General features: G+C 36.7%; 24 protein-coding genes, 1 tRNA gene and 1 pseudogene. 8 read left to right on the top strand and 18 right to left on the bottom strand.

Features of this window, described 5'->3' with window-relative positions; all coding sequences use genetic code 11:
- The first annotated feature begins 498 nt into the window (after positions 1 to 498).
- The 4 genes from ACFIJ7_RS05865 (at position 499) to ACFIJ7_RS05880 (ending at position 2,899) form a co-directional block, all read left to right on the top strand.
- Positions 499 to 1,026 (top strand): antA/AntB antirepressor family protein, encoded by a 528-nt coding sequence (locus ACFIJ7_RS05865; protein ID WP_375614004.1) that lies wholly within the window; start codon positions 499 to 501, stop codon positions 1,024 to 1,026.
- A gap of 151 nt (positions 1,027 to 1,177) precedes the next feature.
- Positions 1,178 to 1,987: an ERF family protein gene (locus tag ACFIJ7_RS05870; protein ID WP_375644806.1), complete on the top strand. Its 810-nt coding sequence runs from the start codon at positions 1,178 to 1,180 to the stop codon at positions 1,985 to 1,987.
- Position 1,988: 1 nt separating this feature from the next.
- Positions 1,989 to 2,612, top strand: a complete 624-nt coding sequence (locus tag ACFIJ7_RS05875) for a lambda exonuclease family protein (protein WP_375644807.1) — start codon at positions 1,989 to 1,991, stop codon at positions 2,610 to 2,612.
- Between the two features lie 83 nt (positions 2,613 to 2,695).
- Positions 2,696 to 2,899, top strand: a complete 204-nt coding sequence (locus ACFIJ7_RS05880) for an AlpA family transcriptional regulator (RefSeq protein ID WP_015856272.1) — start codon at positions 2,696 to 2,698, stop codon at positions 2,897 to 2,899.
- A 99-nt stretch (positions 2,900 to 2,998) separates the two neighbouring features.
- On the opposite strand, the gene ACFIJ7_RS05885 is transcribed toward ACFIJ7_RS05880, so the two are convergent.
- From ACFIJ7_RS05885 to ACFIJ7_RS05900, 4 genes are all read right to left on the bottom strand, one after another.
- Positions 2,999 to 3,074: transfer RNA gene (locus ACFIJ7_RS05885), tRNA-Thr, on the bottom strand.
- A 204-nt stretch (positions 3,075 to 3,278) separates the two neighbouring features.
- On the bottom strand, positions 3,279 to 4,637 hold the full coding sequence (gene accC / locus ACFIJ7_RS05890; protein WP_375636065.1) for an acetyl-CoA carboxylase biotin carboxylase subunit: 1,359 nt from the start codon (positions 4,635 to 4,637) through the stop codon (positions 3,279 to 3,281).
- Positions 4,638 to 4,651: 14 nt separating this feature from the next.
- Positions 4,652 to 5,149: an acetyl-CoA carboxylase biotin carboxyl carrier protein gene (gene accB, locus ACFIJ7_RS05895; RefSeq protein WP_375636066.1), complete on the bottom strand. Its 498-nt coding sequence runs from the start codon at positions 5,147 to 5,149 to the stop codon at positions 4,652 to 4,654.
- Positions 5,150 to 5,391: 242 nt separating this feature from the next.
- Positions 5,392 to 6,264 (bottom strand): DsbA family protein, encoded by an 873-nt coding sequence (locus tag ACFIJ7_RS05900; RefSeq protein WP_375636067.1) that lies wholly within the window; start codon positions 6,262 to 6,264, stop codon positions 5,392 to 5,394.
- Positions 6,265 to 6,609: 345 nt separating this feature from the next.
- Here ACFIJ7_RS05900 and glpD point away from each other — a divergent pair, with 345 nt between their 5' ends.
- From glpD to cobT, 3 genes are all read left to right on the top strand, one after another.
- The gene (gene glpD, locus ACFIJ7_RS05905) at positions 6,610 to 8,139 is read left to right on the top strand and encodes a glycerol-3-phosphate dehydrogenase (protein WP_375636068.1); all 1,530 of its coding nucleotides are present in this window, start codon (positions 6,610 to 6,612) and stop codon (positions 8,137 to 8,139) included.
- A gap of 698 nt (positions 8,140 to 8,837) precedes the next feature.
- The gene (gene dusA, locus ACFIJ7_RS05910) at positions 8,838 to 9,818 is read left to right on the top strand and encodes a tRNA dihydrouridine(20/20a) synthase DusA (protein WP_375644808.1); all 981 of its coding nucleotides are present in this window, start codon (positions 8,838 to 8,840) and stop codon (positions 9,816 to 9,818) included.
- A gap of 385 nt (positions 9,819 to 10,203) precedes the next feature.
- Positions 10,204 to 11,190 (top strand): nicotinate-nucleotide--dimethylbenzimidazole phosphoribosyltransferase, encoded by a 987-nt coding sequence (cobT, locus tag ACFIJ7_RS05915; protein WP_375636070.1) that lies wholly within the window; start codon positions 10,204 to 10,206, stop codon positions 11,188 to 11,190.
- 48 nt (positions 11,191 to 11,238) lie between these two features.
- Here the strand turns inward: cobT and ACFIJ7_RS05920 are convergent, their stop codons facing one another.
- The 10 genes and pseudogenes from ACFIJ7_RS05920 to topA all read right to left on the bottom strand — a co-directional run bounded on the left by ACFIJ7_RS05920 (position 11,239) and on the right by topA (position 19,870).
- Entirely contained in the window at positions 11,239 to 11,730 is a 492-nt protein-coding gene (locus tag ACFIJ7_RS05920) for an Lrp/AsnC family transcriptional regulator (protein WP_015856433.1), read from the bottom strand.
- 21 nt (positions 11,731 to 11,751) lie between these two features.
- Positions 11,752 to 12,380 (bottom strand): annotated as a pseudogene (locus ACFIJ7_RS05925) (uracil-DNA glycosylase family protein).
- Positions 12,381 to 12,408: 28 nt separating this feature from the next.
- Positions 12,409 to 12,966 (bottom strand): thermonuclease family protein, encoded by a 558-nt coding sequence (locus ACFIJ7_RS05930; RefSeq protein WP_375636071.1) that lies wholly within the window; start codon positions 12,964 to 12,966, stop codon positions 12,409 to 12,411.
- A 315-nt stretch (positions 12,967 to 13,281) separates the two neighbouring features.
- A complete protein-coding gene (gene rpmG / locus ACFIJ7_RS05935; RefSeq protein ID WP_004864083.1) occupies positions 13,282 to 13,449 on the bottom strand; it encodes a 50S ribosomal protein L33 in 168 nt (55 codons plus the stop codon).
- A 124-nt stretch (positions 13,450 to 13,573) separates the two neighbouring features.
- Positions 13,574 to 13,864 carry a hypothetical protein gene (locus tag ACFIJ7_RS05940; RefSeq protein WP_375636072.1) on the bottom strand — a complete coding sequence of 97 codons (291 nt, stop codon included), beginning with the start codon at positions 13,862 to 13,864 and terminating at the stop codon, positions 13,574 to 13,576.
- A gap of 68 nt (positions 13,865 to 13,932) precedes the next feature.
- The gene (locus ACFIJ7_RS05945) at positions 13,933 to 14,175 is read right to left on the bottom strand and encodes a hypothetical protein (RefSeq protein ID WP_375636073.1); all 243 of its coding nucleotides are present in this window, start codon (positions 14,173 to 14,175) and stop codon (positions 13,933 to 13,935) included.
- Complete coding sequence (locus ACFIJ7_RS05950) at positions 14,172 to 14,387, bottom strand: hypothetical protein (protein ID WP_375636074.1); 216 nt, start codon at positions 14,385 to 14,387, stop codon at positions 14,172 to 14,174. Before ACFIJ7_RS05950 ends, ACFIJ7_RS05945 begins: the two co-directional genes overlap by 4 nt.
- A gap of 30 nt (positions 14,388 to 14,417) precedes the next feature.
- The gene (locus ACFIJ7_RS05955) at positions 14,418 to 14,630 is read right to left on the bottom strand and encodes a hypothetical protein (protein WP_375636075.1); all 213 of its coding nucleotides are present in this window, start codon (positions 14,628 to 14,630) and stop codon (positions 14,418 to 14,420) included.
- 386 nt (positions 14,631 to 15,016) lie between these two features.
- A complete protein-coding gene (rnr, locus tag ACFIJ7_RS05960) occupies positions 15,017 to 17,293 on the bottom strand; it encodes a ribonuclease R (RefSeq protein WP_375636076.1) in 2,277 nt (758 codons plus the stop codon).
- A gap of 3 nt (positions 17,294 to 17,296) precedes the next feature.
- Positions 17,297 to 19,870, bottom strand: a complete 2,574-nt coding sequence (gene topA, locus ACFIJ7_RS05965; RefSeq protein ID WP_375644809.1) for a type I DNA topoisomerase — start codon at positions 19,868 to 19,870, stop codon at positions 17,297 to 17,299.
- Between the two features lie 265 nt (positions 19,871 to 20,135).
- On the opposite strand from topA, the gene ACFIJ7_RS05970 reads away from it, so the two are divergent.
- Positions 20,136 to 20,342, top strand: coding sequence for a hypothetical protein (locus ACFIJ7_RS05970; RefSeq protein WP_005773510.1), 207 nt, complete (start codon positions 20,136 to 20,138; stop codon positions 20,340 to 20,342).
- Here ACFIJ7_RS05970 and dprA read toward each other — a convergent pair.
- Genes dprA through ACFIJ7_RS05990 form a run of 4 tightly spaced genes read right to left on the bottom strand, consistent with a single transcriptional unit; the run spans position 20,272 to position 24,368 of the window.
- Positions 20,272 to 21,486, bottom strand: a complete 1,215-nt coding sequence (dprA, locus tag ACFIJ7_RS05975) for a DNA-processing protein DprA (RefSeq protein WP_375636078.1) — start codon at positions 21,484 to 21,486, stop codon at positions 20,272 to 20,274. The two genes, ACFIJ7_RS05970 and dprA, sit on opposite strands and share 71 nt — an antisense overlap.
- A complete protein-coding gene (gene plsY / locus ACFIJ7_RS05980) occupies positions 21,461 to 22,093 on the bottom strand; it encodes a glycerol-3-phosphate 1-O-acyltransferase PlsY (RefSeq protein WP_375636079.1) in 633 nt (210 codons plus the stop codon). The genes dprA and plsY overlap by 26 nt, the downstream gene beginning before the upstream one ends.
- An 11-nt stretch (positions 22,094 to 22,104) precedes the next feature.
- The gene (locus tag ACFIJ7_RS05985) at positions 22,105 to 23,406 is read right to left on the bottom strand and encodes a dihydroorotase (protein WP_375644810.1); all 1,302 of its coding nucleotides are present in this window, start codon (positions 23,404 to 23,406) and stop codon (positions 22,105 to 22,107) included.
- Entirely contained in the window at positions 23,403 to 24,368 is a 966-nt protein-coding gene (locus ACFIJ7_RS05990) for an aspartate carbamoyltransferase catalytic subunit (RefSeq protein ID WP_375636081.1), read from the bottom strand. Before ACFIJ7_RS05990 ends, ACFIJ7_RS05985 begins: the two co-directional genes overlap by 4 nt.
- Positions 24,369 to 24,491: the final 123 nt, after the last annotated feature.

Here is a 24,491-nt window from a genome sequence, read left to right on the forward strand (position 1 = left end):
AAGAAACTTATGGATTGTCCAACCATCACACTTCAAACCGCAAGTGGAATAGAAAAGGTCATTCCTTGCGCAAAAATCACAGCAAAAGGAATTGGTGTGCTGTCTCAAGAGCTTAAAAGACAAAGCATGCATTAATTAAGGGATGTAACCATGCAAAAAAAATACGAATTTACTGATAAAATCGATATGATTTATTTGCGTCAATTTTCAAACTTTTTAATTGACAAAATAATATCAGTATGTCTATTGTCGAATCAGGTGCTTGAAAAACACCTTAAATGCATAGCGGATGAATTGCCGAAACAGTTTATTTTCCGCACATTAAAGGCTTTGACTCGTTGTATGTTACACGCATATAATGACTTTGTCGGGTGTAGTTACGCTATACAATACTCTTTATGGGGAAAGCGTAACGACGGACTATGCACCGTGTTTTTCAGCACCCGGCATCCTTTATTGGATGTCAATGAAAAATATCTCACTGCATAGGAGTTCATTATGAACACTCTTATTAAAATTACAGAACAAACAATTGATCAGGAAACAGTTCAAACCGTTAATGCGCGTGAATTGCATGCATTTTTGGAAAGCAAACAAGATTTCTCTACTTGGATAAAAAAACGCATCATTGCTTATTCTTTTCTTGAAAGGCAAGATTTTATTCGCTTCCACAAAAAAATGGAAGCGAACAATGCTATAGCAGTAGAATATCATCTCACCTTAGATATGGCGAAAGAGCTTTCTATGGTTGAACGTAATAAGAAAGGACGACAGGCACGTCGTTACTTTATTGAATGTGAGAAAAAACTAAGAAACCAATCTGTTGATTATGATCGTGATACCCGTTTTGATTTGCCAAGCTATTGGGAGGGAATGAACGCTGGTGAAAAAGTTTTGTATCTTTTGGGTCCAATTCATATGCGTCTTATTGATGCCTTCAGAGTGGATGAAGAAAACAGAAAATATAAAGCCCTCATTAAAGAAGCAAAACAGGTCTTAGAAAAATCTGTTACGAAAGCCGCTTAGTTTTAAAAAAGATTTCATTTCCTCGTCTTTTCAGACGGGGAGGTGGTCAATATCACACAGTCTCTAGAAACAGGATTGTAACAACCAACTAACTTTTAAAACATGCGTGATTCACGCCACGGGGGAATTGCGCGCAATGGAGGAAATCAAGATGAGTGAACTAAGTACCACACAAACGGAATTAGTGGAAAAAATGAACGATTGTGAAATCAAACCTACAGCTATGGAGCTTATTTTAGAAAGAGCTTTAGACAATGATGTTGATCTGGATCGTCTCAAGCGTCTTCTTGAATTGCGAGAACAAGAGATAAAACGACAAGAGCGCCAAAACTTTGTCCGTGATCTTTCTGCTATGCAAATGGAATACAAAGATATCGAACAAAACGCCATTAATACACATACTAAAAGCCTCTATACCACGCTTGATAAATATATTGATTCAATCAAAGAAACTCTTGCAAAATATCACTTTGCCTTGTTCTCTCGTATCAAAGACCAGAGTTCAAATGACATAACTGTAGAAATGACTTTAAAGCATATATCGGGCAATGAAATATCAACAGAAGGAACCTTTCCTTTTGATGCTACAGGGAGCAAAAATAACATACAAGCGGTTGGTTCTACTCTCACCTACGCACGTAGATATCTCTTAGGCATGCTTCTTAATGTCGCAAGAAAAGAAGACGATACAGATGGCAACACGCTTCTTTCAGGTATCTCTCCTGAACAAATGAATGAAATCAAAGAATTAATTAAAAAAACACAATCTGAAGAAAGTAAGCTTATCTCTTTCGTAGGAGCAAAAAATCTAACAGATATGTCTTATAAACAAGCTCAAATCGCTTTGTTTTCTTTGAAAAAAAAGCAACGTTCACAAATGAAAAAAGCACAACAAGAGCAATTAGATGCACCTATACAAGATATTGAATATGCACCAACTCAACAACAAACGGCGGTGTGAGATGGAGCAAAGAACAGCAGAATGGTTTCAAGCAAGGCTAGGAAAAGTCACTGCTTCAAACGTTTACAACGTACTCAGTAAGACAGCAAAAGGTTTGCCTACAAACAAATATGAAGACTACAAAACGAAACTCATGACAGAACGCTTAATAGAAGAAATAAGCCAATCTTATACAACACCTGCTATGCAATGGGGCATTGCATATGAAGAGAATGCCTTAAGAGAATATGAATTCATTTATGACGCAGAAGTCACAAGATGCGGGTTTATCCCCCACCCAAAAATGAAAATGGCGGGGGCAAGTCCTGATGGGTTGATTGGAGAGGACGGTTTAATCGAAGTCAAATGTCCACAATCAACGACTCATCTTCGTTTTTTTATGTATGACGAAATCAAGCCTGAATATATCGCACAAATGCAATTCCAAATGGCTTGTACAGGACGAAAGTGGTGTGATTTCATTAGCTATAATCCAAACTTTGTAGGCAAATCTACTGGTTTGAGAATGAAAGTCAAACGCGTCCTCCGTGATGAGAAACACATTGAAGAGATTAATAAAGCGGTCGAAATCTTTTTAGGGGAAATAGAACAAGAGATGCAAAAGATTTTGGCAAAAGCTGCTTAAACCTATGGGGGTGCTCTCTCCTTCTCCTCTTGCTTAAGCACCCCCACCCATTTAATTAACATAAAAAAGAGAAAGGTAATGAGATGATATTTGATGATGGAGATAGATATGTAACGACACGTGAGTGTGCACAGCTTTTTAGTGTATCCACAACAACGATTCGCAATTGGGTGCTTCAGGGGGTGTTTCCGGAGCCATATAAGCTAGGGAGAGCAGTGAGATGGAGAAAAAAAGAGATCTTAGCCTTCACTCCAAAGAAAAATAAGGAGCAAATAAGAACAAATTAGGTAAAATTATATAAACTGTAGAAGGTGGTCTAAAAGGTGGTCTGAAAATGGCTATTTAAAGAAAAAATCTATATATTTCAATATGTTGAAGATGTAAAATGGTGCCCCCAGAGAGACTCGAACTCCCGACCCCCTGATTACAAATCAGGTGCTCTACCAACTGAGCTATAAGGGCGTAACCACGTAGGAGTTAGCACAAACTCGCAAAAAGGAAAACAGAAAATTATCAAATTTTGTACATATTAAAAGAAAACTGTATAACAAATAAAAAATAACCAATCTATTTCCTCTTTTACCACTTTTTACAGCAAGGTTGGAATTATCCTTATGTTGATATCTTATAGAATCTTTTATAGGAATTCACCATTTTGCTATCGAATTACGAATCTGAAGACTTTGATTGATGAGCAAGGTATTTTTCTAGCCAGTGAATATTATAATTACCATCAGCAACATCTTGATTATTAATAAGATCGCGAAAAAGAGGTAGTGTAGTTTTTATCCCATCGACGACAAATTCATCTAAAGCACGCCGTAAACGCATCATACATTCTAAACGGGTACGTCCATGAACAATCAGCTTTCCAATCATACTATCATAATAAGGAGGGATACGATAACCTGAATAAGCACCTGAATCAACACGAATCCCTAAACCTCCAGGTGTATGAAAATGTGTAATGGTTCCAGGTGATGGCGTAAAGTTAATAGGATCTTCTGCATTAATACGGCATTCAATGGCATGACCAGAAAAACAGACATCATCTTGTGTCACTGAAAGCTTGCAGCCTGATGCAATATGGATTTGTTCATGGACTAAATCTATACCCGTAATTTCTTCAGTTACAGGATGTTCGACTTGTAAACGCGTATTCATTTCAATAAAATAAAATTCACCATTTTCATAAAGAAATTCAACAGTACCAGCTCCACGATATCCAAGTTGGGCACAGGCATTTGCAACAATACTGCCAATTTTTTTCCGTTCAGATTCGTTAAGTGCAGGTGATGTAGCTTCTTCCCATACTTTTTGATGCCGTCGTTGAAGTGAACAATCGCGTTCTCCTAAATGAATAGCATTTCCCGCACCATCACCTATGACTTGAATTTCAATATGACGGGGTTTTTCTAAATATTTCTCTATGTAAACAGCGTCATCACCAAAAGCAGCTTTCGCTTCTGAACGCGTTGTTTTGAGAGCTATAGAAAATTCTTGTTCAGAATGAACGACTTTCATACCACGTCCACCACCACCGGCAGAAGCTTTGATAATAACTGGATAACCAATTTCACGAGCAGTGCGTAAAGCATCTGATTCTTCAGTGACTGCTCCATCTGAACCGGGAACTACAGGAATACCAAGTTTTTTAGCGGTTTTCTTTGCTTCGATTTTATCGCCCATGATTCGGATATGAGTAGCTGTTGGACCGATGAATGTAATATCATGGGCTTCTAGAACATCTGCAAATTTTGCATTTTCAGAAAGAAAGCCATAACCTGGATGAACAGCATCAGCTCCTGTAATTTCACAAGCAGCAATAATTTGCTGAATACTCAAATAAGAATCGCGAGCAGGAGGAGGTCCAATACAAACGCTTTCGTCAGCAAGACGAACATGCATTGCATCTGCATCAGCGGTAGAGTGAACAGCCACGGTTTTTATGCCAAGTTCTTTACATGCACGCAAAACGCGAAGAGCAATTTCTCCCCGATTAGCAATGAGTATTTTTCGAATCATGGTTGCCCCTCGCTTTATTCAACAATAATAAGTGGTTCACCAAATTCAACAGGTTGGCCATCTTTGACAAGAACAGTGGTTACCGTGCCTGAGCGTGGTGATGAAATTTGATTCATTGTTTTCATGGCTTCAATAATAAGTAATGTCTCCCCTTCAGAAACATTTTGTCCTACTTCTACAAAAGGTTGCGCGCCTGGTGAAGGTGCAAGATAAGCTGTTCCAACCATCGGAGAGGTTATTGTGTTTTTTGATTTATCTTCTTGGATAGATTGTATAGGAGATTCAGTTGTTGGGACTGGAGAAGATGTTACAGAAAAAGTAGGAGTAGAAACAGGAGCATAGATGGCTTGCTCAGAAGAAGTTAAGGTATTTTGACGTGAGACACAAATACGAAGCTCCCCTTGTTCAACTTCAATGTTCGTTAAATTGGTATCATTCAAAATTTCAGCAAGATCACGAATAATTTTCGTATCAATTGCAGTTTTTACCGAATCCATTTTTTTTGTTGCCATTTTATTTCTAACTCCTTGATCAATGAAGATCGTCATTATCTCATTTTATGACTGCATATCTCTAGATTAGGGATGATATCTTTTGAGGCTTTAAAGATTTTTATTTCCTTTAAATCATTATACTTTGCAATTTAAAATTCGTATCTGCTTTACGCAAAATTGCACTTATAAGCCTGTTATCAAAAAAGAGAAAGCATAAAATTACCTCATTTACAGTATTCTTCCTAAAACTGATCAGGTATTCACCGTGTATTGTCTATCGCTTGTTTTAGAGTATCTTGTCTGGCTGCGCCAATGAATATTTTATTACCAATAATGTAAGAAGGTGTTCCCGTAATATGAAGTTTAGAGGCAATTTGGATATTTTCTTTAAAAGCGTTTTGTAGAGTGGAATCTTTTATTGCATTACGTAGTTTTTTTTCATCTGCTCCTAATGAAACAGCTACTTTAATAGCTTTAGCTTCATTTGCGCGGCCATGATACATTAAAAGCGTTTTGTGAAACTGAGGATATTTCTCTGGAAATTGTTTTCGAAATACGTAGGCAACAGTATGGGCTGCCATAGAATCAGAGCTTAAAATTGGTAAATCTTTGATAATAACCTTTAAATCTGGATATTCTTTTATCAAGTCTTCTATATGTGAATAGGAACTTTTACAATATCCACAGTTGTAATCAAAAAAATTGACAAGCACTTTTTTACCATTTGGGTTTCCCAAAACGGCGTCATGAGGAGAATGAAAAATTTCTTTTTCTAATAAATGGATGACAGAAGTTTGTATTTTGTTTTCGTATTCGTTCTGTTTTTCCAGCTTATCTTGAAGAATAAGCTGCATTTCAATCAGAACTTCTGGATGAGTAAGAAGGTACTCTCTGACAATTTGTTGAATATGATGAGAATCAGTATGTGGTATCATTTTTTCTTTAAGCTTAGATAAAAAGCTAGAATCTTCCAAAAGTTGTGTTTTAAGCTTTTCTAAGCTTAAATGATTTGCTGTTTTTGAGTGTGATGTTGCGTTTGATAAAGAAGGTAAAAAGATTAAAATACTCGACATAACTGGGACTAAAATTTTTGAAAGAGGTGTTATTTTCGAATTTTGAGAGTGATGAGTCATCTGTATACCTTCATATTTCCTAGTGTGTCATTGAGTGAACTATATGAAAAGCGTTATCTATGTGCAATAAAGCATTTAGCTATAGTGTGTATTTAAGAATGAGAAAAAACATCAATTTTTCTCTAAAAAGACTTCATATGATGAACCTTGGCTTGGCAAGGATTATTTTTTGTAAAAGATAAAAAAATTCTCTTTAATTTGTCAAATGTTGTTTTGATGTGTAAGGGTATCAAAAGCTTTTTGTGCGTGTTTATTTTAGGAAAAAGTACGTTGATAATACAATGAAGAACACTTGTATTATTTTTTCCTATTGCTTTATTGAGTACTGAGAAACAAAATTAAATAATGAAAAGTGAAATTATGAAAACCACAACACATTATGAGCTGTTTATCATTGGGGGAGGGATAAACGGGTGTGGATTGGCAAGAGATGCAGCAGGACGCGGATTTAAAGTGGGATTGGCTGAAATGAACGATCTTGCATCTGGGACCTCAAGTGCGTCAACAAAGCTTATTCATGGTGGGCTTCGTTATCTTGAACACTATGAGTTCAAACTTGTTCGTGAAGCATTGAAAGAACGCGAGATCATTTTACGTATGGCTCCACATATTGTGCGTCCTTTGCGTTTTCTTCTTCCCTATCATAAAGAATTGCGTCCTGCTTGGATGTTGCGTTTTGGACTTTTTATTTATGATTATTTAGGGAATTGGAATCAGAAATTGTGGCGCAGTAAAACGATTAATTTTTCAAAAAAATTTTGCTCTACACTGAAGAAAGAATATCAGAGAGGTTTTGAATATTCTGATGCAAGAGTAGACGATGCGCGTTTAGTTATTGGCAATGCTCGTGATGCAGAAAAGTGGGGAGCTGATATAAAAGTACGAACAGAAGTTCTCTCTTTAAAAAAAGAAGGCAATAAATGGCGTATCGTTCTTCAAGACAAGTTAAGTAGTAAAGAATATAGTGTCACAGCTTCTTATGTCGCGAATATGACAGGACCTTGGATTGATCATGTTTTAGCAAACATATTAGACTGTAAAGAACATCCACCAGTACGACTTGTTAGAGGTTCTCATATTTTGGTTCCCAAGCTTTATACTCATGATCGTGCTTATATTTTTCAAAATGGTGATGGGCGTATTATATTTGCTATTCCGTATCAAGAAGAATTTACCTTGCTTGGAACAACAGATTGTAATTATCAAGGAGATCCGGCTGACGTTCATATTACTGATACAGAAATTGATTACATTTGTGCAGCAGCCAGTGAATATTTCATACAACCAGTGTTACCTGAAACAATTGTCTGGTCTTACTCTGGAGTTCGTCCACTCTATGATGATGGAGCTTCAAAAGCACAAGAAATTACGCGCGATTATGTTTTAAAAGAAATGGGAACAGGAACAACACCAAAGATTCTTAATCTTTACGGAGGAAAGATTACAACTTATCGTAAGTTGGCTGAAGATGCGATGAAATTTGTTGAAAAAGCGCTTGGTAAAAAGGGAGCATCATGGACAGCTAAAACAGTACTTCCAGGGGGTGATTTTCCCTATAATCAATTAGATATAATCGAAAATAAGATTGCTCTTTTGATGCCAGATTTAGATGCTTTTACACATCGCAGGCTTGCACGCTCCTATGGTACGGAAGCATTAGTGATATTTGAACATGGTGAGGCAAATAGAGGAAAAGATTTTGGACATGGGCTTTATGAAGTAGAAGTAAAATGGTTGATGGAAAAAGAATGGGCTAAAGCATGTGAAGATGTGTTATGGCGTCGTTCAAAACTTGGTCTCCTATTTAATGAACAAGAGGTTGACATTCTTTCTTCCTATATGCAAAGCCAACAAGAGATTGAACAACGTTTATGATCATTTCATTTTACAGATTTTATCTGCAATATTGTAAAATATTTCTCTTCAAGAGATACTGGTGTCAGTCATACATATTAAAAAGACAATGATTGTCTATACCCTAATTTTAGTTTTTTTTTGCAAGAATCATAAAATGGCAAAATTAGATAGAATATTTAGGATCAACTTTATCTATCTTATAAAGTGAAATCGAAGAATATTACCAAGAATTACTCATTGAGAAAAACTGATTTATAATTAGATTCGTGTAGAATAAGGATTTTTGTTCTTTCTTGAGGAGAAAATAAAAGTACCTTCTGTAGCATTTATTTGCACAATAAGTTAAAAAATCTAAAGAAAATTAAATCTATTATGAAAAATTGTACAATGTTTTAGTTTATCGTTTATTATCTTAAACGCTGTGCTAAATCATGTAAGGATAGAGGCTTGATGAGCGTAAGAAGAAATTGTAAATGAGTTTTTTATATTATAGTGAAAAATTTTTTCATGTTTATATACCTGAACACTAATCTATGAGAAATGCCATATTGTGTTTTATCATGATTGATTGTAGTAAACCTTTATATCAATTGAATATAATGGGCTGTTATTATACTCATGATAGTATAAGGGAATAAAAATTTCCGTAAACTAAAAGTAAGTATTTTTCTATGTATAAAGAGAGAGAGCTATAGGGATATGAGAGTAATACCCTCATGATATTTTACAACCTTCCATCGCCTGTAAAATTTGCAGTAGCACCAATGTTGGATTGGACAGACCGACATTGCAGGTTTTTTTATCGTCTTTTAACGAAAAAAGCACTCCTTTATACGGAAATGATGGTAGCAGATTCTGTCATTCATGGTGTTCGCAAACAATTGTTGGCTTTTAGCGATAAAGAACGCCCAGTTGCATTACAATTAGGGGGGGCAGATCCGAAAAAGTTAGCAGAAGCTGCACGAATTGCTGAAGATTTTGGCTACAACGAAATAAATCTCAATGTCGGTTGCCCATCAAATCGTGTTCAAGCTGGTGTCTTTGGGGCTTGTTTGATGCTACATCCAGACATTGTGGCAAATGCCGTGGAAGCGATGAAACGAGAGGTTACTATACCAGTAACTGTCAAATGTCGGATTGGAGTGGACGAACAAGATGAAGAGTTAGCGTTAGATCTTTTGGCTAATCAGGTTTGGAATGCTGGATGTGATGCGCTCTGGATACATGCACGCAAGGCATGGCTACAAGGATTGAGTCCGAAAGAAAATCGCAATATTCCGCCCCTTAATTATGAAAGGGTTTATAAATTAAAACGTAAATATCCTCATAAATTCATTGGGATAAATGGTGGAATTAAATCGATTGATGAGATCAAAGAACACTTAACTTTCTGTGATGCTGTCATGCTTGGTCGCCAAGTTTATCATGATCCAGCTTTGTTAAAACATATTGATTTTGAACTCTATGATGAGGCGCAAAATAATCTGAGTGAGAGTGATCTTATTGAGGTTATGTGTGATTATGCGGCTCGACATATTGCATCGGGAGGGCGGCTTTCTCATGTGACGCGTCACATGATTGGTTTATTTCATGGGCGGGGTGGGGCACGTCGATGGAGGCAAATATTATCAAATGACGCAACAAAACCAAATGCAGATATATGTATTTTAAAAGAAGCTTTTTATGCTCTCATTTAATAACAGCCTGACAATTAACATATGTTAAAATTGAGATCCTTTGTGTTTTGATTTCTTTATGATCATTTTGATCCCTTCGATTTTATAAGTTTCTGAAAATTTGCAACTTTTGTTATAGAAGGAATGTTAGAATTTATATATTAAACAACATGCTGATTGCTCCTATTTAATAGAGAAATAGGTTAAGAGCATAATGTAAAAATAGTAATAACATATTGATAATATTTTAAATCTTTCATGTTCGTTATTTGATTAGAAAATAGAAATCATTGCTTTCATAATATTTAACGTTTTTTAAGCACTGTTTAAAAAAACAATAAATTATTCATATCCTGTATATATGACGTGATTTTCATAAACATTGTAGATTTTAAAAGGTATCCTTATGACCGCTAGTCCATTTGATGATTTTCGTGCTTTGCTTACAAATTTACCTGTTGCTGATGAGTTTTCTATAATCTTGGCAAAAAAACGGCAAAAAAACTTAACAAAAGAGCAAGGAACATTGGGAAAACTGGGAGATATTGCTGTTTGGTATGCGGGATGGAGGGGCACAGAAAAACCTATCGTAACGCGACCTTTGGTCGCTATTTTTTCTGGAAACCATGGTATAGTAGAAGAAAATGTTACACCATTTCCACAATCGATGACACAAAAGATGGTGCAAAATTTTGCATCTGGTGGAGCTGCTATTAATCAAATTTGTATTGCTTATGATCTTGGATTAAAAATATTTGATTTAGCATTGGAATATCCAACAATGAATATTACGAAGGATGCTGCAATGGATGAGCGGAGTGCAGCTGCTACAATGGCATTTGGAATGGAATCCATTGCGGGTGGGACAGATCTTTTATGTATTGGAGAAATGGGAATTGGAAACACAACAATAGCTTCAGCTTTATGCTTAGCATTGTTTGGAGGAGAAGTGGAAGAATGGACAGAAAATGGTAAGGAATCAGAAGGTGATTTTTATCAGCGTAAAATCGCAGCGGTTAATACAGCTATTTCTTTGCATAAGGATTATTTTAATGATCCTTTTGAGATAATGCGTCGCTTAGGAGGACGTGAAATTGCTGCTATGGTTGGTGCTATTTTAGCAGCAAGAATAGAAAAAATACCCGTGATTTTAGACGGTTTTGTGGCAACAGCAGCTGCTGCGGTCCTTTATAAAATGCATCCAAAAGCTCTTGATCATACCCTTGTTGGACATGTTTCTTCTGAGGCAGCTCATCGTAAACTTTTAAAAAAAATTGGCAAAGAACCACTTCTTGATTTGGGGATGCGTCTTGGTGAAGGGACAGGAGCAGCTATGGCAGCTGGTATTGTCAAAGCTGCTGTTTTAACACATGCACAAACGGTGGTTTTTTAACAAGAAAGTTTGAATGCCTAAAAGATAATGAGACGATATAAAAAACTCTTAAGAGTTTTGTTCATGCGTCTTGTCGTGTAATTTAATATAATTAAGTGGAAGTTCCGTTGTATATTTAATCTGTTCCATTGCGAAAGAAGATGAGACATCACGGATGTCAATTTTAGAAATTAATTTTTTATAAAAAAGATCATAAGCTTCAATATTGGGCACAACAACACGCAATAAATAGTCAATATCTCCGCTCATTCGATAAAATTCTATGACTTCACGGAATTCTTGCACAATTTTTGAAAAACGCTTAAACCATTCATGGCTATGTGTGTTTGTGCGAATAGACACAAAAACAGTGACATGCGCATTTACTTTTTCTGGAGAAAGAACGGCAACACGACGCTGAATGACACCATCTTCTTCAAGTTTTTGAATTCTACGCCAGCAAGGAGTGGTCGAAAGTCCCACTTTTTTAGCAATATCAGCAACAGAAAGTGTCGCATTTTCTTGCAAAAGATGTAAAATTTTTCGGTCAAGACGATCCATATTTTTTCTCAATATTTTAATTTATAAAAATTTACGCACTAAACGACGCAGATATACAATAAGCTCATCGTTAAACCATGGGTTTTTCTGTAACCAAGAAGTATTTCGCCATGATGGATGAGGCAAAGGCATAACATTATAGCCTTGAGGTTGGGGGATGGAAAGAATATTTCTCCAATCACTAACGGTTGCTGAAACAGTTTTATGTTTTAATTCTGTAATATGCCACTTTTGCGCATAACTGCCAATAGCAAGAACAAGCTTTATTTGAGGCATCGCTTGGAATATCTTTTCATGCCATATTTCTCGACATTCACGCCTTGGTGGTAAATCAGCTTTATTGTTGTCATAACCTGGAAAACAAAATCCCATAGGAACAATAGCAAAAAGAGATTTGTTATAAAATTCTTCTTTCGTTACCCCCAGCCAATCACGCAGCCTTTTGCCAGAGTGATCATTAAAAGGGATAGAAGTTTCATGGACACGCAATCCTGGTGCTTGTCCTGCAATTGCAATCGAAGCCGTATCGGATAAATAAACGACGGGATTTGGTTCGTGAGGAAGAGGAGGAAAATAATGTGGTTGTTGGATACAAACACGACAGGAATAGATTTTTTTTCAAGTTTGATAATCTGTTTACATCGTTTCATTGGTCAATGAAATTAAAAAATATTTTTCTTATTCAGTGCGAGGATTTGTTTTGCGCCATTCTCGCGGTCGTTGAAAACTTGATGCCCATATTCCTTTTTTTTTCTTTCTAGCTTCTTGTTCTTCTTTAGGGTATTCATAATAACTTACAGCCCAACCATTATGTACAAGCGTTGCATTGATATTGCTAACTTGTTTTGTTTTACATGTTGCAAGAACACGACGGTATTGATCTATTTTATGCCAGTGACATGTAACAGTTTGATTGTCTAGTAGTTGTTCTAAATATTTTTTAGCCTCAAGTCCACAAGGGTAGCGTTCCTTCTTTTTTCCACAAAATTGGTGGAGTTCAGGAGCATCAATTCCAACCAGTCGAATCTTAATTGAAGAAATCATGATAGAATCGCCATCAATGATTACTGCATTTCCTTTAACAGAGTTTTGAGAAGAAAATTTTTCTTTTTGAGGCAACGGCTGATTCTGCTTAAAATAAATTGACATAAAAACAAGAATGCTAGCTGCAACAAAAATATTGAAACCAGTGATTTTTTTTAAGCTTCTTAGATTAAAATGAGAATTTTTTTTCATGAAACCAAGAAACTGCTAACATTATTATAACGCACTCTATTTTAGTATTGCTTATAATTCGTCCGAGAAATTTTATTCATATGACGAAACAATGTTTCGTTTTAATGACAAAATTTTCGTTAGATATCACAATAATCAAATATTCATGTAGAATATATGTAAGCAACTTAAATAATAAATCAACTTATTCAAAACCGTACAAAACATACAAATTTTAAAGTAAACTTTTTAAACTTAAGGAAACAAAAAAACGCCCCTCAAAAAATAACTTTGAAGAGCAATATCCCCACATTTCTTTTGGAGTATAACATCTATTTATTTAATTTTTGTTTCTTTAAATTCAACGTGCTTTTTTACAACTGGATCATATTTACGCTTGCTCATTTTATCTGTCATTGTACGGCTGTTTTTCTTTGTTACATAGAAAAAACCGGTATCTGCAGTTGATAAAAGCTTGATCTTAATGGTTGCTGCTTTAGCCATAATGTAAGAACCCTATTTATACTGAAAAAATATTATTTTGCTATCAAAACCTATTTCTGATGTCATCAGATTCTCCAGCAACACTACGGATGTTCTCAAAAAAGTCAAGAGCTGATTAATTTTCTCATAAGTTGGACAAACACCAAAGTGATATATAAACTAAAAAAACAGCCATAGCTATTGAAAAACCGAAAGGATTAAAGATATCCATGGATTTTCCGATAAAGGTCGGCCCGATAAGCATACCAATTCTATAGCAAAAAATAAAAGCAGAATTAGCAGTAGCTAGTTCTTGTCCCTTGAGACGTGCCCCTAGATGTGCAAGGCCGATTGTATAAAGGCTCGCTGATACACCACCAAGAAGGAACAGATCAAGCATCAGAATCCATGGATATTGAATGATCCATGGTACCATGAAAGTTCCCAAAAAACCTAAGATAGCGCAACTTATCAGCGGATAGCGTCGATCTTTGGCATAATCGCTTATATACTCCTAATGCTGATAGGAATTAAGAGGAAAACATTTCCGAGCACAAGGGTTGCCATAAAGTGTGCTGCTTCATTCTCATTATAACCAATGGATAAACTAAAGGGTGTAATAAGAGTTAATGCGCCCATTTGAATAGCACCGTAAACAAGTACTGCCATCATTGCGCTTGGAACGTGAAAAAGATAACGAAAAAATGGTGTATATTGGCTTTTTTGAAATTCTGGACTTAATTTCAAGCGGCAAGAATTGGGATAGCAGCCAATATAATAAGACTATAACCAACAGCAAAAGGAATAAAACCTTGTGTTCCCACTTTTGCTAATAGCATTGGACCTACCGCAAACCCTAATCCTAGGACAATAGCATAAATGGAAAGAACAAAACCACGTCTTTTAGGGGGAGCATAACTGTTGATCCAAAACTCTGATAGGATAAACATAACTGTCATAGTAAAATGTAATATAAACCTTAAAATGAACTAAATCCATATGGATTCAAAAAAATAGAATCCTAAAAAACTTAAAGATCCTATGGCCATCATAAATAATATCGTTTTAGAAATGCCTAAGCATAAGGCGATTCGAGAAGTAAAAATAGCTGCAACAATTGTGGCAAATCCACCAACAGTTCCACTATAGCCGATCATACTATTGGAAATACCTTTCTCTGCCATAAGAAGAGAGAGAGACAAGTTGTGTTCCTATTCCCAATGCTGTTCCAACGGTGCCAATAGTTACAATAGCTACAATAATTGCACGCAAAGAATTGTTTTGAGAGTCAAAAGCTTTTTTTTCATGAGAATGGCTTAAGGTACTTTTGTTGATTTAAACAATAAAAAGATGAGCTGAAATGAAAGGGAGACCAAACTATTCTTTGCAGTTTTTCTCATTCCCTGAGTATAAAAAACTGCAAGATTTTTATGTGGTTATTATAGAGATAACAATAAAATTCATCCTCTTGTATACTAAAAAAAGAAGATTGTACACGTTATATAATATAAATATTATATAAGTCATTTCTTAACTTGAAGTTATTATTTTTTATTATTCATATTCTATTTAATGGAGGACAAGAAGCTTAATTTTTTCTTTTCCCATAAAAGGTATGCTTTTGTTTTTTTAATTTGTTTTTATGGTAGGATGTCGGTGAAAATTTTATTGGACGAGGTTTTGTTAAGAGTTCAAAGCATAAAGCGCCAGCAAAAGGTTGTACCGTTATAAGTTTTACTTCTACAACATCACTGAGCTGATAGCCTTTATGGCTACGCTGTCCTACAAGAACATGTTGTGCTTCATCAAAATGATAATAATCATTTTTAAGTGTAGAAATATGGACAAAACCATCTGTATTGAGTTTATCAAGTGAGATAAAAAGACCTGCTTTTGTCACTCCGGAAATGCGACCTGTAAAAATACGGCCGATTTTATTCGTTAAATAGTGAGCAACAAGCCGATCAATAGTTTCCCTTTCAGCCATCATTGCACGGCGCTCGTATAAAGAAATTTGCGTAGCAATTTCTGCAAGATTTTGTTCTTGTGTATCTGTTAATTGATCATTTCCTAATTTCAGCGTTTTAATGAGTGCTCGATGAATAATAAGATCAGCATAACGACGGATGGGGGATGTAAAATGTGTATAGTTATGTAGGTTTAAACCAAAGTGGCCGATATTTTTTGGATTATACTCAGCTTGAGATTGTGAGCGCAGAATAACTTGGTTGATCAATTCTTTTTGTGGTGTATTCGTCACTTTTGCCAGAATGCTATTAAGGCGCGCTGAGGTAAGTTCGCTTCCGCGGGAGAGTGGTATCCCCAAACTTTGAAGAAAGCTCCGAAGTATTTCTTGCTTAGCAAGAGAAGGTTTTTCATGAATACGATAAATGAGGGGCTGGTGATGTTGTTTTAATGTTTCAGAAGCTGCAATATTGGCTTGTATCATAAACTCTTCAATTAAACGATGAGCTTCTAATTGTGTTTCACTCACAACATCTTTTATGCATCCATTTTGATCAAGAATAATCTTTTTTTCTGCAATTTCTAACTCTAGTGGTTGGCGACGATTTCGCGCAGCTTTAAGGCATGCATAGGCTTCCCATAAGGGTTGCAAAATGCTCTCAAAAAGAGCGGCTGTTTTTTCATTTATATTCCCTTCAATTGCCAATTGTACTTCTTGATAAGAAAGTTTGGCTCTTACACGAATCATAGTACGATGAAAACTATGTTTTCGTTTATTACCGTTTGCATCAAAAATCATACGAACGGCTAAAGCTGGTCTTTCTTTTCCTTCACGCAGAGAACATAAATCATGAGAAAGGCGTTCAGGTAACATTGGCACAACGGTATCGGGAAAATAAACAGAATTTCCGCGTTTCAATGCTTCTTTATCTAATGCGCTTCCTGTTTTGATATAGTAAGAAACATCTGCAATGGCCACAATAATAATCCAACCATCATTATTTGCTGGGTCCTTATCCTTGGTTGCATAAACTGCATCATCATGGTCTTTTGCATCTGGTGGATCAATTGTAATAAATGGTAATTGTCGCCAATCTTCACGATTATCCATATTGGCAGCTTTGATATGTTTGACTTGCTCAAGAACACTTTCAGGAAAAATATAAGGAATTCCTTTCGAAAGAAGCGCTATCATTGAGAGTGTTTTTTCACTCTTAATATGCCCTAAAACATTCTTTATTTTTGCGCTCTTTAATCCGTAACCAGTATTTTTTTTAATTTCGACTTCAACGAGATCACCAATTTCAATCTTCATTTCTGGAGACATTTCAACAATGAGTTCACTGGTTTTGCGGTCTATAGGATCAAGGCGCCATTGATTATTTTCAAATTTTCGTACAACAGCAAATGCGCTTTTGGGAGATACATCAATTTTACGAATAATTCGTCCCATATAAGGGGGGCTTGAGCTTTCAGAATTTTTATTTCGAAAAACTTTTACAAGAATATGATCTCCAACACCAATGCTACTTCCTTTTATGTGATGAAAAGAGTGTATTTCAATATTGGGCTTTGGAGAATCTTCCCATTCAAGAGGTTGTGCAATAAAACTCCCATCTTTATCACGTCCGCTAATTTTTACTAAAGTAACAGGAGGTAATTTTCCTTTGTTTATTGCTCTTTTGCGTTGTTTAGAGATAGGATTTTGATCCTTTAACTCACGTAATATATCTCTAAGCCAAATACGGGAATCGCCTTTTAAGTTAAAAGCTTTGGCGATTTCTCGTTTACTTGAGTGGTTAGGATTCTCATTTATAAAGAAAAGGATTTCTTCCTTATCGGGAAAATTTTTCCCCTTGAATGAAGAGAGATATTTTATGTTTTTTTCACCTTTAGCCAAAATTTATGTCTCTTTTATTTTTGCTTTTGTTTTAGAAGAAGCTCTTTTTGAAGTTGTTTTTTTACTCGATGCTTTAGCCGATATAAGTTCTAATGCCTCTGGCAGTGTTACACTAATGGGATCTTTATCTTTTGGCAATGTTGCATTAATTTTACCCCAATTAACATAAGGACCATAACGCCCGTTGCGCACGGTAATGGTTCCTCCTTCGGGATGCTCTCCTAATGTTGCCAATGCTGCAGGTGTTGTTCTGCTTTGCTTGGTTTTGTTTTCTTGTTGCTCTGCCAATACTGTAACAGCGCGATTGATACCAATATCAAAAACTTCATCTGTATGAAGAAGGCGCGCAGATTTTCCGTTATGGCTAAGATAGGGACCATATCGTCCAATCGTAGCTGTGATTGTTTTTCCAGTTTCAGGATGAATGCCAATTTCACGGGGAAGGGATAGTAAGGCCAAGGCTTTATCAAGGGTTACGTTTTCTGCCTGCCATTCTTTTGGTAGTCCTGCACGCTTAACTTCTTTGCTTTCACCAAGTTGAATATAGGGACCAAACCGACCATTACGAAGAGAGATATCTTTTCCTGTTTCAGGGTCAATACCAAGGATAACAGGTTCATCATTGCGCACAGCTTCATTCTCTTCTCCAGTATCTGTACCGAGTTGGCGTGTGTACTTACATTCGGGATAATTAGAACAGCCAACAAAAGCACCATAACGACCGAGTTTTAATGATAATTGACCATTTTTACAAAGAGGACAGGAACGCACATCACTTCCATCTTCACGTTTAGGAAAGGCGAGAGGTGCTAATGTTACATTTAAAACATCAAGAACATTGGTTATACGGAGTTCTTGGATATTGCTAATAGATGCATTAAATCCATCCCAAAAATCTCGCAATACGTCTTTCCAAGAAAGTTTTCCATCAGAGATAAGATCCAGCTTTTCTTCAAGATCTGCTGTGAAACCATATTCTACATAGCGATTAAAAAAATTTTCAAGAAAGGCCGTAACAATACGTCCCTTAGCATCGGGAATAAGCTTTCGTTTATCAATTACAATATATCCACGGTCACACAATGTCGCCAATGTGGAGGCATAAGTTGAAGGACGACCAATTCCTAACTCCTCAAGCTTTTTAATTAATGAAGCTTCAGAATAACGAGAAGGGGGCTCTGTGGTATGCTGTACAGATTCAACTTTTTCTTTTGTAAGTGCTTCACCAGTGTTTATTTGTGGTAAACGTGTTGTTTCATTTTCTTCATTATTTTCTTCGTCTCGTTGATCGGTGTAGACGGAAATAAAGCCATCAAAGCGAATAACAGATCCTGTTGCTCGTAGATTTGCACGGTTTTCTCCTTGCTGTGCTTCAATTTCAACAGTTGTGCGTTCAATTTCAGCAGAACGCATTTGGCTGGCAATAGCACGCTTCCATATCAGCTCATAGAGCTTTGCTTGATCGCTATCAAGAAAATTACGGACTTGACTAGGATTGCGTTGAAAATCTGTTGGACGGATCGCTTCGTGTGCTTCCTGTGCATTTTTTGCCTTTGTTGAATAAAAACGTGGTTTTTCAGGAATATAGTCTTTACCGAAAGTTTCATGAATAACTTTTCGTGCTGAATCAATAGCCTCTGGTGCTATTTGCACACCATCGGTACGCATATAAGTAATAAGCCCTGCCGTTTCACCATTAATTTCAATGCCTTCATAAAGCTTTTGGGCAATTTGCATAGTGCGAGAAGCTGAAAATCCTAATTTTGAAGAAGCTGCTTGTTGTAGTGTGGAGGTTGTAAATGGAGGAAGAGGATTTCTCTTTGTAGGTTTTGCTTCAACACTGAGTGTATGATATTGGGCTTTCTCCAACATAAAGCGAATTTGGTCTGCTTGTTCTTGAGATTGAATATCAAGCTTGCCTATTTTTCTTTGATTAAACATTGTCAATCTTGCTTGGAAACTATCATTTCGGATGGTTTTTAACTGTGTTGTAACGGACCAATAATCTTCTTTGATAAAATGTTCTATTTCTGATTCACGATCACAAATAATACGCAAAGCAACCGATTGAACGCGTCCTGCTGAACGTGCACCAGGGAGTTTCCGCCATAAAACAGGTGAAAGTGTAAAACCAACGAGATAATCAAGTGCGCGACGTGCAAGATAAGCATCTACAAGTGATGTATCAATATCACGTGGATTGTTCATAGCATCAAGCACAGACTTTTTGGTGATGGCATTGAAGACAACTCTTTTAATAGGTTTATCTTTTAAAACTTTTTTTTGACGAAGAACATCCAGAATATGCCATGAAATAGCTTCCCCTTCACGATCAGGGTCTGTTGCTAATATAAGGCTATCGGCTTCTTTAACGGCTTTTGCTATTTCATTTAAACGTTTAGCGGCAGAAGAATCTATATCCCATTTCATAGAAAAATCTTGATCCGGTAAAACAGAACCATCTTTTGCAGGTAAATCACGAACATGTCCAAATGATGCGACAACTTTGTATTGAGACCCAAGATATTTATTAATTGTTTTTGCTTTTGCTGGAGATTCAACGATAACGATATTCATAATTTTACCCAAATATTGAAATAAAAAACTTTTTTATAAACGCCTTTTACGCGAATAGCTAATGACAATTGCTTAAGAGCACATAAAAAAATATTAGCCATATAAAAAACATGAATATTGTACAACTTATGATTGTTATTATTAGAATACACCCTATATAGAATTACACGATTTATTTTCCACTGTTATTACAAAAACATACGACGAAATACTAAGATAACGTCTATTGAGAGGTAGGAGGGGAAATGCTCAAGGATAGAGGATTATGTTTATAAATCATTTAAAAGTTATCCAATATATTACAGACATGTCTAAGCAAATGAATCAGATGGCGCGTCAGGCGCATAGTCCGCTTTTAGCATTGCTTTTGGATATGGTTGCCAAAGAAGGGCAAAGCATTATTAATAGTGCTGAGGCTCTTGGGGAAGATCAAGATTCGACAATGACACACAACCACCAGAGTGTCGAATAAGCTTTCCAGCAAGCTCGAGTTCTACCAACAAGAGGTAGAGAGTTGGAAGTGAAACACCTGTGTGGGTGCTGAGAGTGTCTAAATCGATTGGCGTTGTTGAAAGAGCGGAGAGAACTGCTGCACGTGCTGCATCATCACCTGCTAAAGAGGGACCGCTGTTTTTTTCATCTGCTAAATTGAAATTCTCCTTTTCAAGTTGTAAAGAGGATGGTTCCTCAAAAAAATTGAGTTGCGAATTTGGAAGCGGTGAAATTAATGGCGTAAGTGTTTCTATGATGTCAGAAGGATGTGTGGTGAGTAGAGCACCGTCCTTGATAAGATTGTTTGTACCAACAGATCTTGGATCAAGTGGTGAGCCGGGAATGGCAAAAATTAACCGCCCCATTTCAGCTGCTTGACGTGCGGTAATTAAGGACCCTGAGCGCAGGGCTGCCTCTACAACCAAGAGACCAAGTGATAGAGCTGCAATAATACGGTTTCTTCTTGGAAAGTCGATAGCACGCGGCTTCCAAGAAATGGGCATTTCGCTGATGATGGCTCCACCATTGGCGATAATATCTTCATGCAACTTTTTATTTTCAGGAGGATAGATATGATCAATTCCCCCAGCCATAACTGCAACAGTTCCTGTTTTTAAACTTGCTTGATGCGCAACGCTATCAATTCCACGAGCGAGCCCAGAAATTGTTACAAAGTCTGCTTCTCCGAGAAAACGCGCAAATTGAGCCGTAAGCTTTTTTCCCGCAGCTGAAGCATTTCGAGAACCTATAATTCCAATAGAAGTTTTTTGAAAAATTGAAACATTACCTTTGATAGCAATAAGCGGCGGAGGGGCTTCTGTAACCTTAAGAAAAGCTGGATAATCTGGTTCTCCCATACCGATAAACCGAACACCTAATCTTTTCGCTTTTTGTATTTCTTTTTCTGCATCTTCTAAGCTTGCTATTTTAATAGATACAGAACCACCGCCTTTTCTACTAAGCTCTGGCAGCGCTTCCAGAGCATTTTCTGCTGTTTTATAATGATCAATGAGATTGCGAAAACTCACTGCTCCAATATTTTCACTACGCAACAACCGTAACCAATTTAGACGTTGACGATCAGTGAGCAGGATTCCTTTATTTATCCCCGTTTTGAGTCCCAATCTTACTTTCTTCCCCAATTAATAATCTACCGATATTTGCGTAATGCTTTATATACACAAATATGCTCATCACAATCAGCATAAAATAGAAATAAGGATCGGAAAAGTAAAAAACAAATATCGCAGTTATAACAACAGAAACGAGTGCGGATAATGAAGAATAGCGTGTGAGGAGAAAAATCGTTATCCATACAATAATAAAAATAATTGCTGCAGGCCAATAGATTCCTAAGCAGATCCCTAGATAGGTAGCAACACCTTTGCCGCCTTTAAATTTAAGCCATATGGGGAAAAGATGCCCTAAGAAAACAAAAAAACCTGCTAGAGAAACAAGGATACTATTGTCTAGCGGATCACTAAAAAACTTTATAACGAAAACAACGATAGTTCCTTTCAACATATCACAAAGAAGTGTTAGAGCAGCAAGTTTTTTATTTCCTGTTCGTAAAACATTTGTAGCTCCAATATTGCCGGAACCAATTGTTCTCACATCGCCAAGTTTGGCTAATCTCGTAAAAAGAAGACCAAATGGAATCGAGCCAATGATATAAGATATGAGGAAAATAAACCATGGAGTGGACTGAAAAAATATTTCTGCTTCATTCATTAAAAATCTCATTAAGTTTGTTGATCAAGTTTAAAAACGGTTTTCCCTTTCACAATGGTCTGGAGCACGCGTCCTTGAAAACGTGCATTCTCAAAAGGGGTATTTTTTGAACGTGAATAGAGCTTCTCTTTCGAAACAACCCATGGTTCTTCAAGATCAACCACAATAAGGTCTGCATGAGCACCTTTCTTCAGTGTTCCTGCATTGAGTCCAAAGAGCTTTGCAGGCGCCGTTGACAAAAGTTCAGTTATCCGTAGAAGAGATAGGCTCTCATCATGGTAAAGGCGTAAGGCTGCACTCAATAAAGTCTCCATACCAATAGCGCCAACCGCTGCGTCATTAAATGGTAAATGTTTTGTATCGTTACTCTGAGGATCATGAGAAGAGACAATAACATCTATAGTCCCATCCTTTATTGCTTCAATCATTGCTATACGGTCTTCTTCTGTACGCAATGGGGGCATTAAGCGAAAAGAGGTGCGATATTCACCAATGTCATTTTCATTGAAAGATAAATGATTAATAGATATACCCGCTGAAATTTTCTCACTGCGTTTTTTACCTAAACGAAGTGCATCAGCAGAGAGTGCTGTTGATATTTGAGCGGCATGATAGCGTGTTTGCGTTAATACTGCTAATCGCAGATCCCTTTCAAGTGGGATAACTTCTGCTTCGCGGGGGATGCCAGAAAGACCAAGCCAACTGGCGAGCAGCCCTTCATTCATCACACCTTGTCCTGTAAGATCTTTATCTTGCGTTTCATGCATCAATGGAACATCAAAATCACGCGCATAAGTCATTGCACGTCGCATAACAGATGAACTTTGAAGCGTTTTTTTTCCTTCATAAAAGGCAACAGCTCCTGCATCTTTTAGTAAGCCGAATTCCGCTATTTGCTGTCCGTTGAAACCTTGTGTGATCGCAGCAACGGGATAAATATTGACCGATGACTTTTCTTGTACTGTATGCCTAATAAATTCAACAAGTGCCACATTATCAATGACTGGACGCGTATCTGGCATCATGAGGAAAGAAGTAATACCACCTGCGGCGGCGGATTGACTTGTTGATGCGATTGTTTCACAGTGTTCATTCCCTAATTCTCCAACAAAAACGCGCGCATCAACAAGGCCAGGGAGAATTGCTTTGTTTTGTGCGTTAACAATTTCTGCTTCTTCTGGGAAACCCTGATTCAGAGCATCTTTTCCAGCGGCTATAATCCGTCCATTTTCAACAATAACTGTACCAATTTCATCGACTGCGCGTGAAGGATCAATAATACGAGCATTTTGAAAAACAATTGGTTTTATCATTTTTTTTCTCCACTGATCTTTGCGCGTGAATCTAATAAAGCCTCCATGACCGCCATACGCACTGCAATTCCCATTTCTACTTGTGTATGAATCATACTTTGTGATCCATCTGCTATGTCAGATGCAATCTCTACACCACGGTTTATTGGGCCAGGATGCAGAATAATGGAATCATTTTTGGCATAGGCTAAATTTTCTTTATGTAAGCCAAAATAATGGAAATATTCATGCGTAGAGGGAATAAAAGAACCTGTCATCCGTTCATGCTGTAAGCGTAACATCATGATAACGTCAGCATTTTTAAGACCTTCTTTCATTGTGTTAAAAACCTCAACACTCATATGAGTGATTTCTGCGGGTAAGAGTGTTGAGGGAGCAACAACACGAACACGAGCACCCAAAGCATTGAGACTCAGGATATTGGAACGGGCAACACGTGAGTGTAAGATATCTCCACAAATCGCAACAGTTAATCCTTCAATACGACCTTTTGCTCTTTTAATGGTTAGAGCATCTAATAAAGCCTGTGTTGGATGTTCATGAGCACCATCACCTGCATTAATGACACAACAATCAACTTTTTGCGCTAATAAAGCTGCCGCTCCTGCACTGTTATGGCGAAAAACCAGTATATCCGGCTTCATCGCATTGAGAGTTGCAGCTGTATCAAGTAATGTTTCTCCTTTTTTTACAGATGAGTTGCCGATCGCAAGACTCATCACGTGTGCACCTAGCCTTTTACCCGCTAATTCAAAAGAAGATTGTGTTCGCGTAGAGGCTTCAAAAAAGAGATTAATTTGAGTCCGTCCATGCAAAGTAGATTTTATTTTATCAATTTTGTTAGAAAGGATAACATTTGCTTCTGCACGATCAAGCAATGTATTAAGATCTTGTACACTTAGATCTTTAATAGCTAAAAGATGTTGATGAGGGAAAAGTGGAAAAAAATTATCTTGAATCATAGCATTCTTCTTTATCTCTCTCTAAACAGGTTAAACAAGCATTTGTTTGAATATGATAAATGTTTCTTAACTCTAAAAAGACAAATAGTCTATGATATGAATGGTTTGAATGTAGGAATATAC

This window comes from Bartonella sp. MR100HLJHH (assembly GCF_042194215.1).
GTDB lineage: Bacteria > Pseudomonadota > Alphaproteobacteria > Rhizobiales > Rhizobiaceae > Bartonella > Bartonella grahamii.

Coding starts and splice junctions, on each gene's coding strand:
- ACFIJ7_RS05865 (WP_375614004.1), top strand. CDS start 499: ATGAACACTCTTATTAAAATTACAGAACAAACAATTGATCAGGAAACA.
- ACFIJ7_RS05870 (WP_375644806.1), top strand. CDS start 1,178: ATGAGTGAACTAAGTACCACACAAACGGAATTAGTGGAAAAAATGAAC.
- ACFIJ7_RS05875 (WP_375644807.1), top strand. CDS start 1,989: ATGGAGCAAAGAACAGCAGAATGGTTTCAAGCAAGGCTAGGAAAAGTC.
- ACFIJ7_RS05880 (WP_015856272.1), top strand. CDS start 2,696: ATGATATTTGATGATGGAGATAGATATGTAACGACACGTGAGTGTGCA.
- accC (WP_375636065.1), bottom strand. CDS start 4,637: ATGATTCGAAAAATACTCATTGCTAATCGGGGAGAAATTGCTCTTCGC.
- accB (WP_375636066.1), bottom strand. CDS start 5,149: ATGGCAACAAAAAAAATGGATTCGGTAAAAACTGCAATTGATACGAAA.
- ACFIJ7_RS05900 (WP_375636067.1), bottom strand. CDS start 6,264: ATGACTCATCACTCTCAAAATTCGAAAATAACACCTCTTTCAAAAATT.
- glpD (WP_375636068.1), top strand. CDS start 6,610: ATGAAAAGTGAAATTATGAAAACCACAACACATTATGAGCTGTTTATC.
- dusA (WP_375644808.1), top strand. CDS start 8,838: ATGATATTTTACAACCTTCCATCGCCTGTAAAATTTGCAGTAGCACCA.
- cobT (WP_375636070.1), top strand. CDS start 10,204: ATGACCGCTAGTCCATTTGATGATTTTCGTGCTTTGCTTACAAATTTA.
- ACFIJ7_RS05920 (WP_015856433.1), bottom strand. CDS start 11,730: ATGGATCGTCTTGACCGAAAAATTTTACATCTTTTGCAAGAAAATGCG.
- ACFIJ7_RS05930 (WP_375636071.1), bottom strand. CDS start 12,966: ATGAAAAAAAATTCTCATTTTAATCTAAGAAGCTTAAAAAAAATCACT.
- rpmG (WP_004864083.1), bottom strand. CDS start 13,449: ATGGCTAAAGCAGCAACCATTAAGATCAAGCTTTTATCAACTGCAGAT.
- ACFIJ7_RS05940 (WP_375636072.1), bottom strand. CDS start 13,864: ATGGTACCATGGATCATTCAATATCCATGGATTCTGATGCTTGATCTG.
- ACFIJ7_RS05950 (WP_375636074.1), bottom strand. CDS start 14,387: ATGACAGTTATGTTTATCCTATCAGAGTTTTGGATCAACAGTTATGCT.
- topA (WP_375644809.1), bottom strand. CDS start 19,870: ATGAATATCGTTATCGTTGAATCTCCAGCAAAAGCAAAAACAATTAAT.
- ACFIJ7_RS05970 (WP_005773510.1), top strand. CDS start 20,136: ATGTTTATAAATCATTTAAAAGTTATCCAATATATTACAGACATGTCT.
- plsY (WP_375636079.1), bottom strand. CDS start 22,093: ATGAATGAAGCAGAAATATTTTTTCAGTCCACTCCATGGTTTATTTTC.
- ACFIJ7_RS05985 (WP_375644810.1), bottom strand. CDS start 23,406: ATGATAAAACCAATTGTTTTTCAAAATGCTCGTATTATTGATCCTTCA.
- ACFIJ7_RS05990 (WP_375636081.1), bottom strand. CDS start 24,368: ATGATTCAAGATAATTTTTTTCCACTTTTCCCTCATCAACATCTTTTA.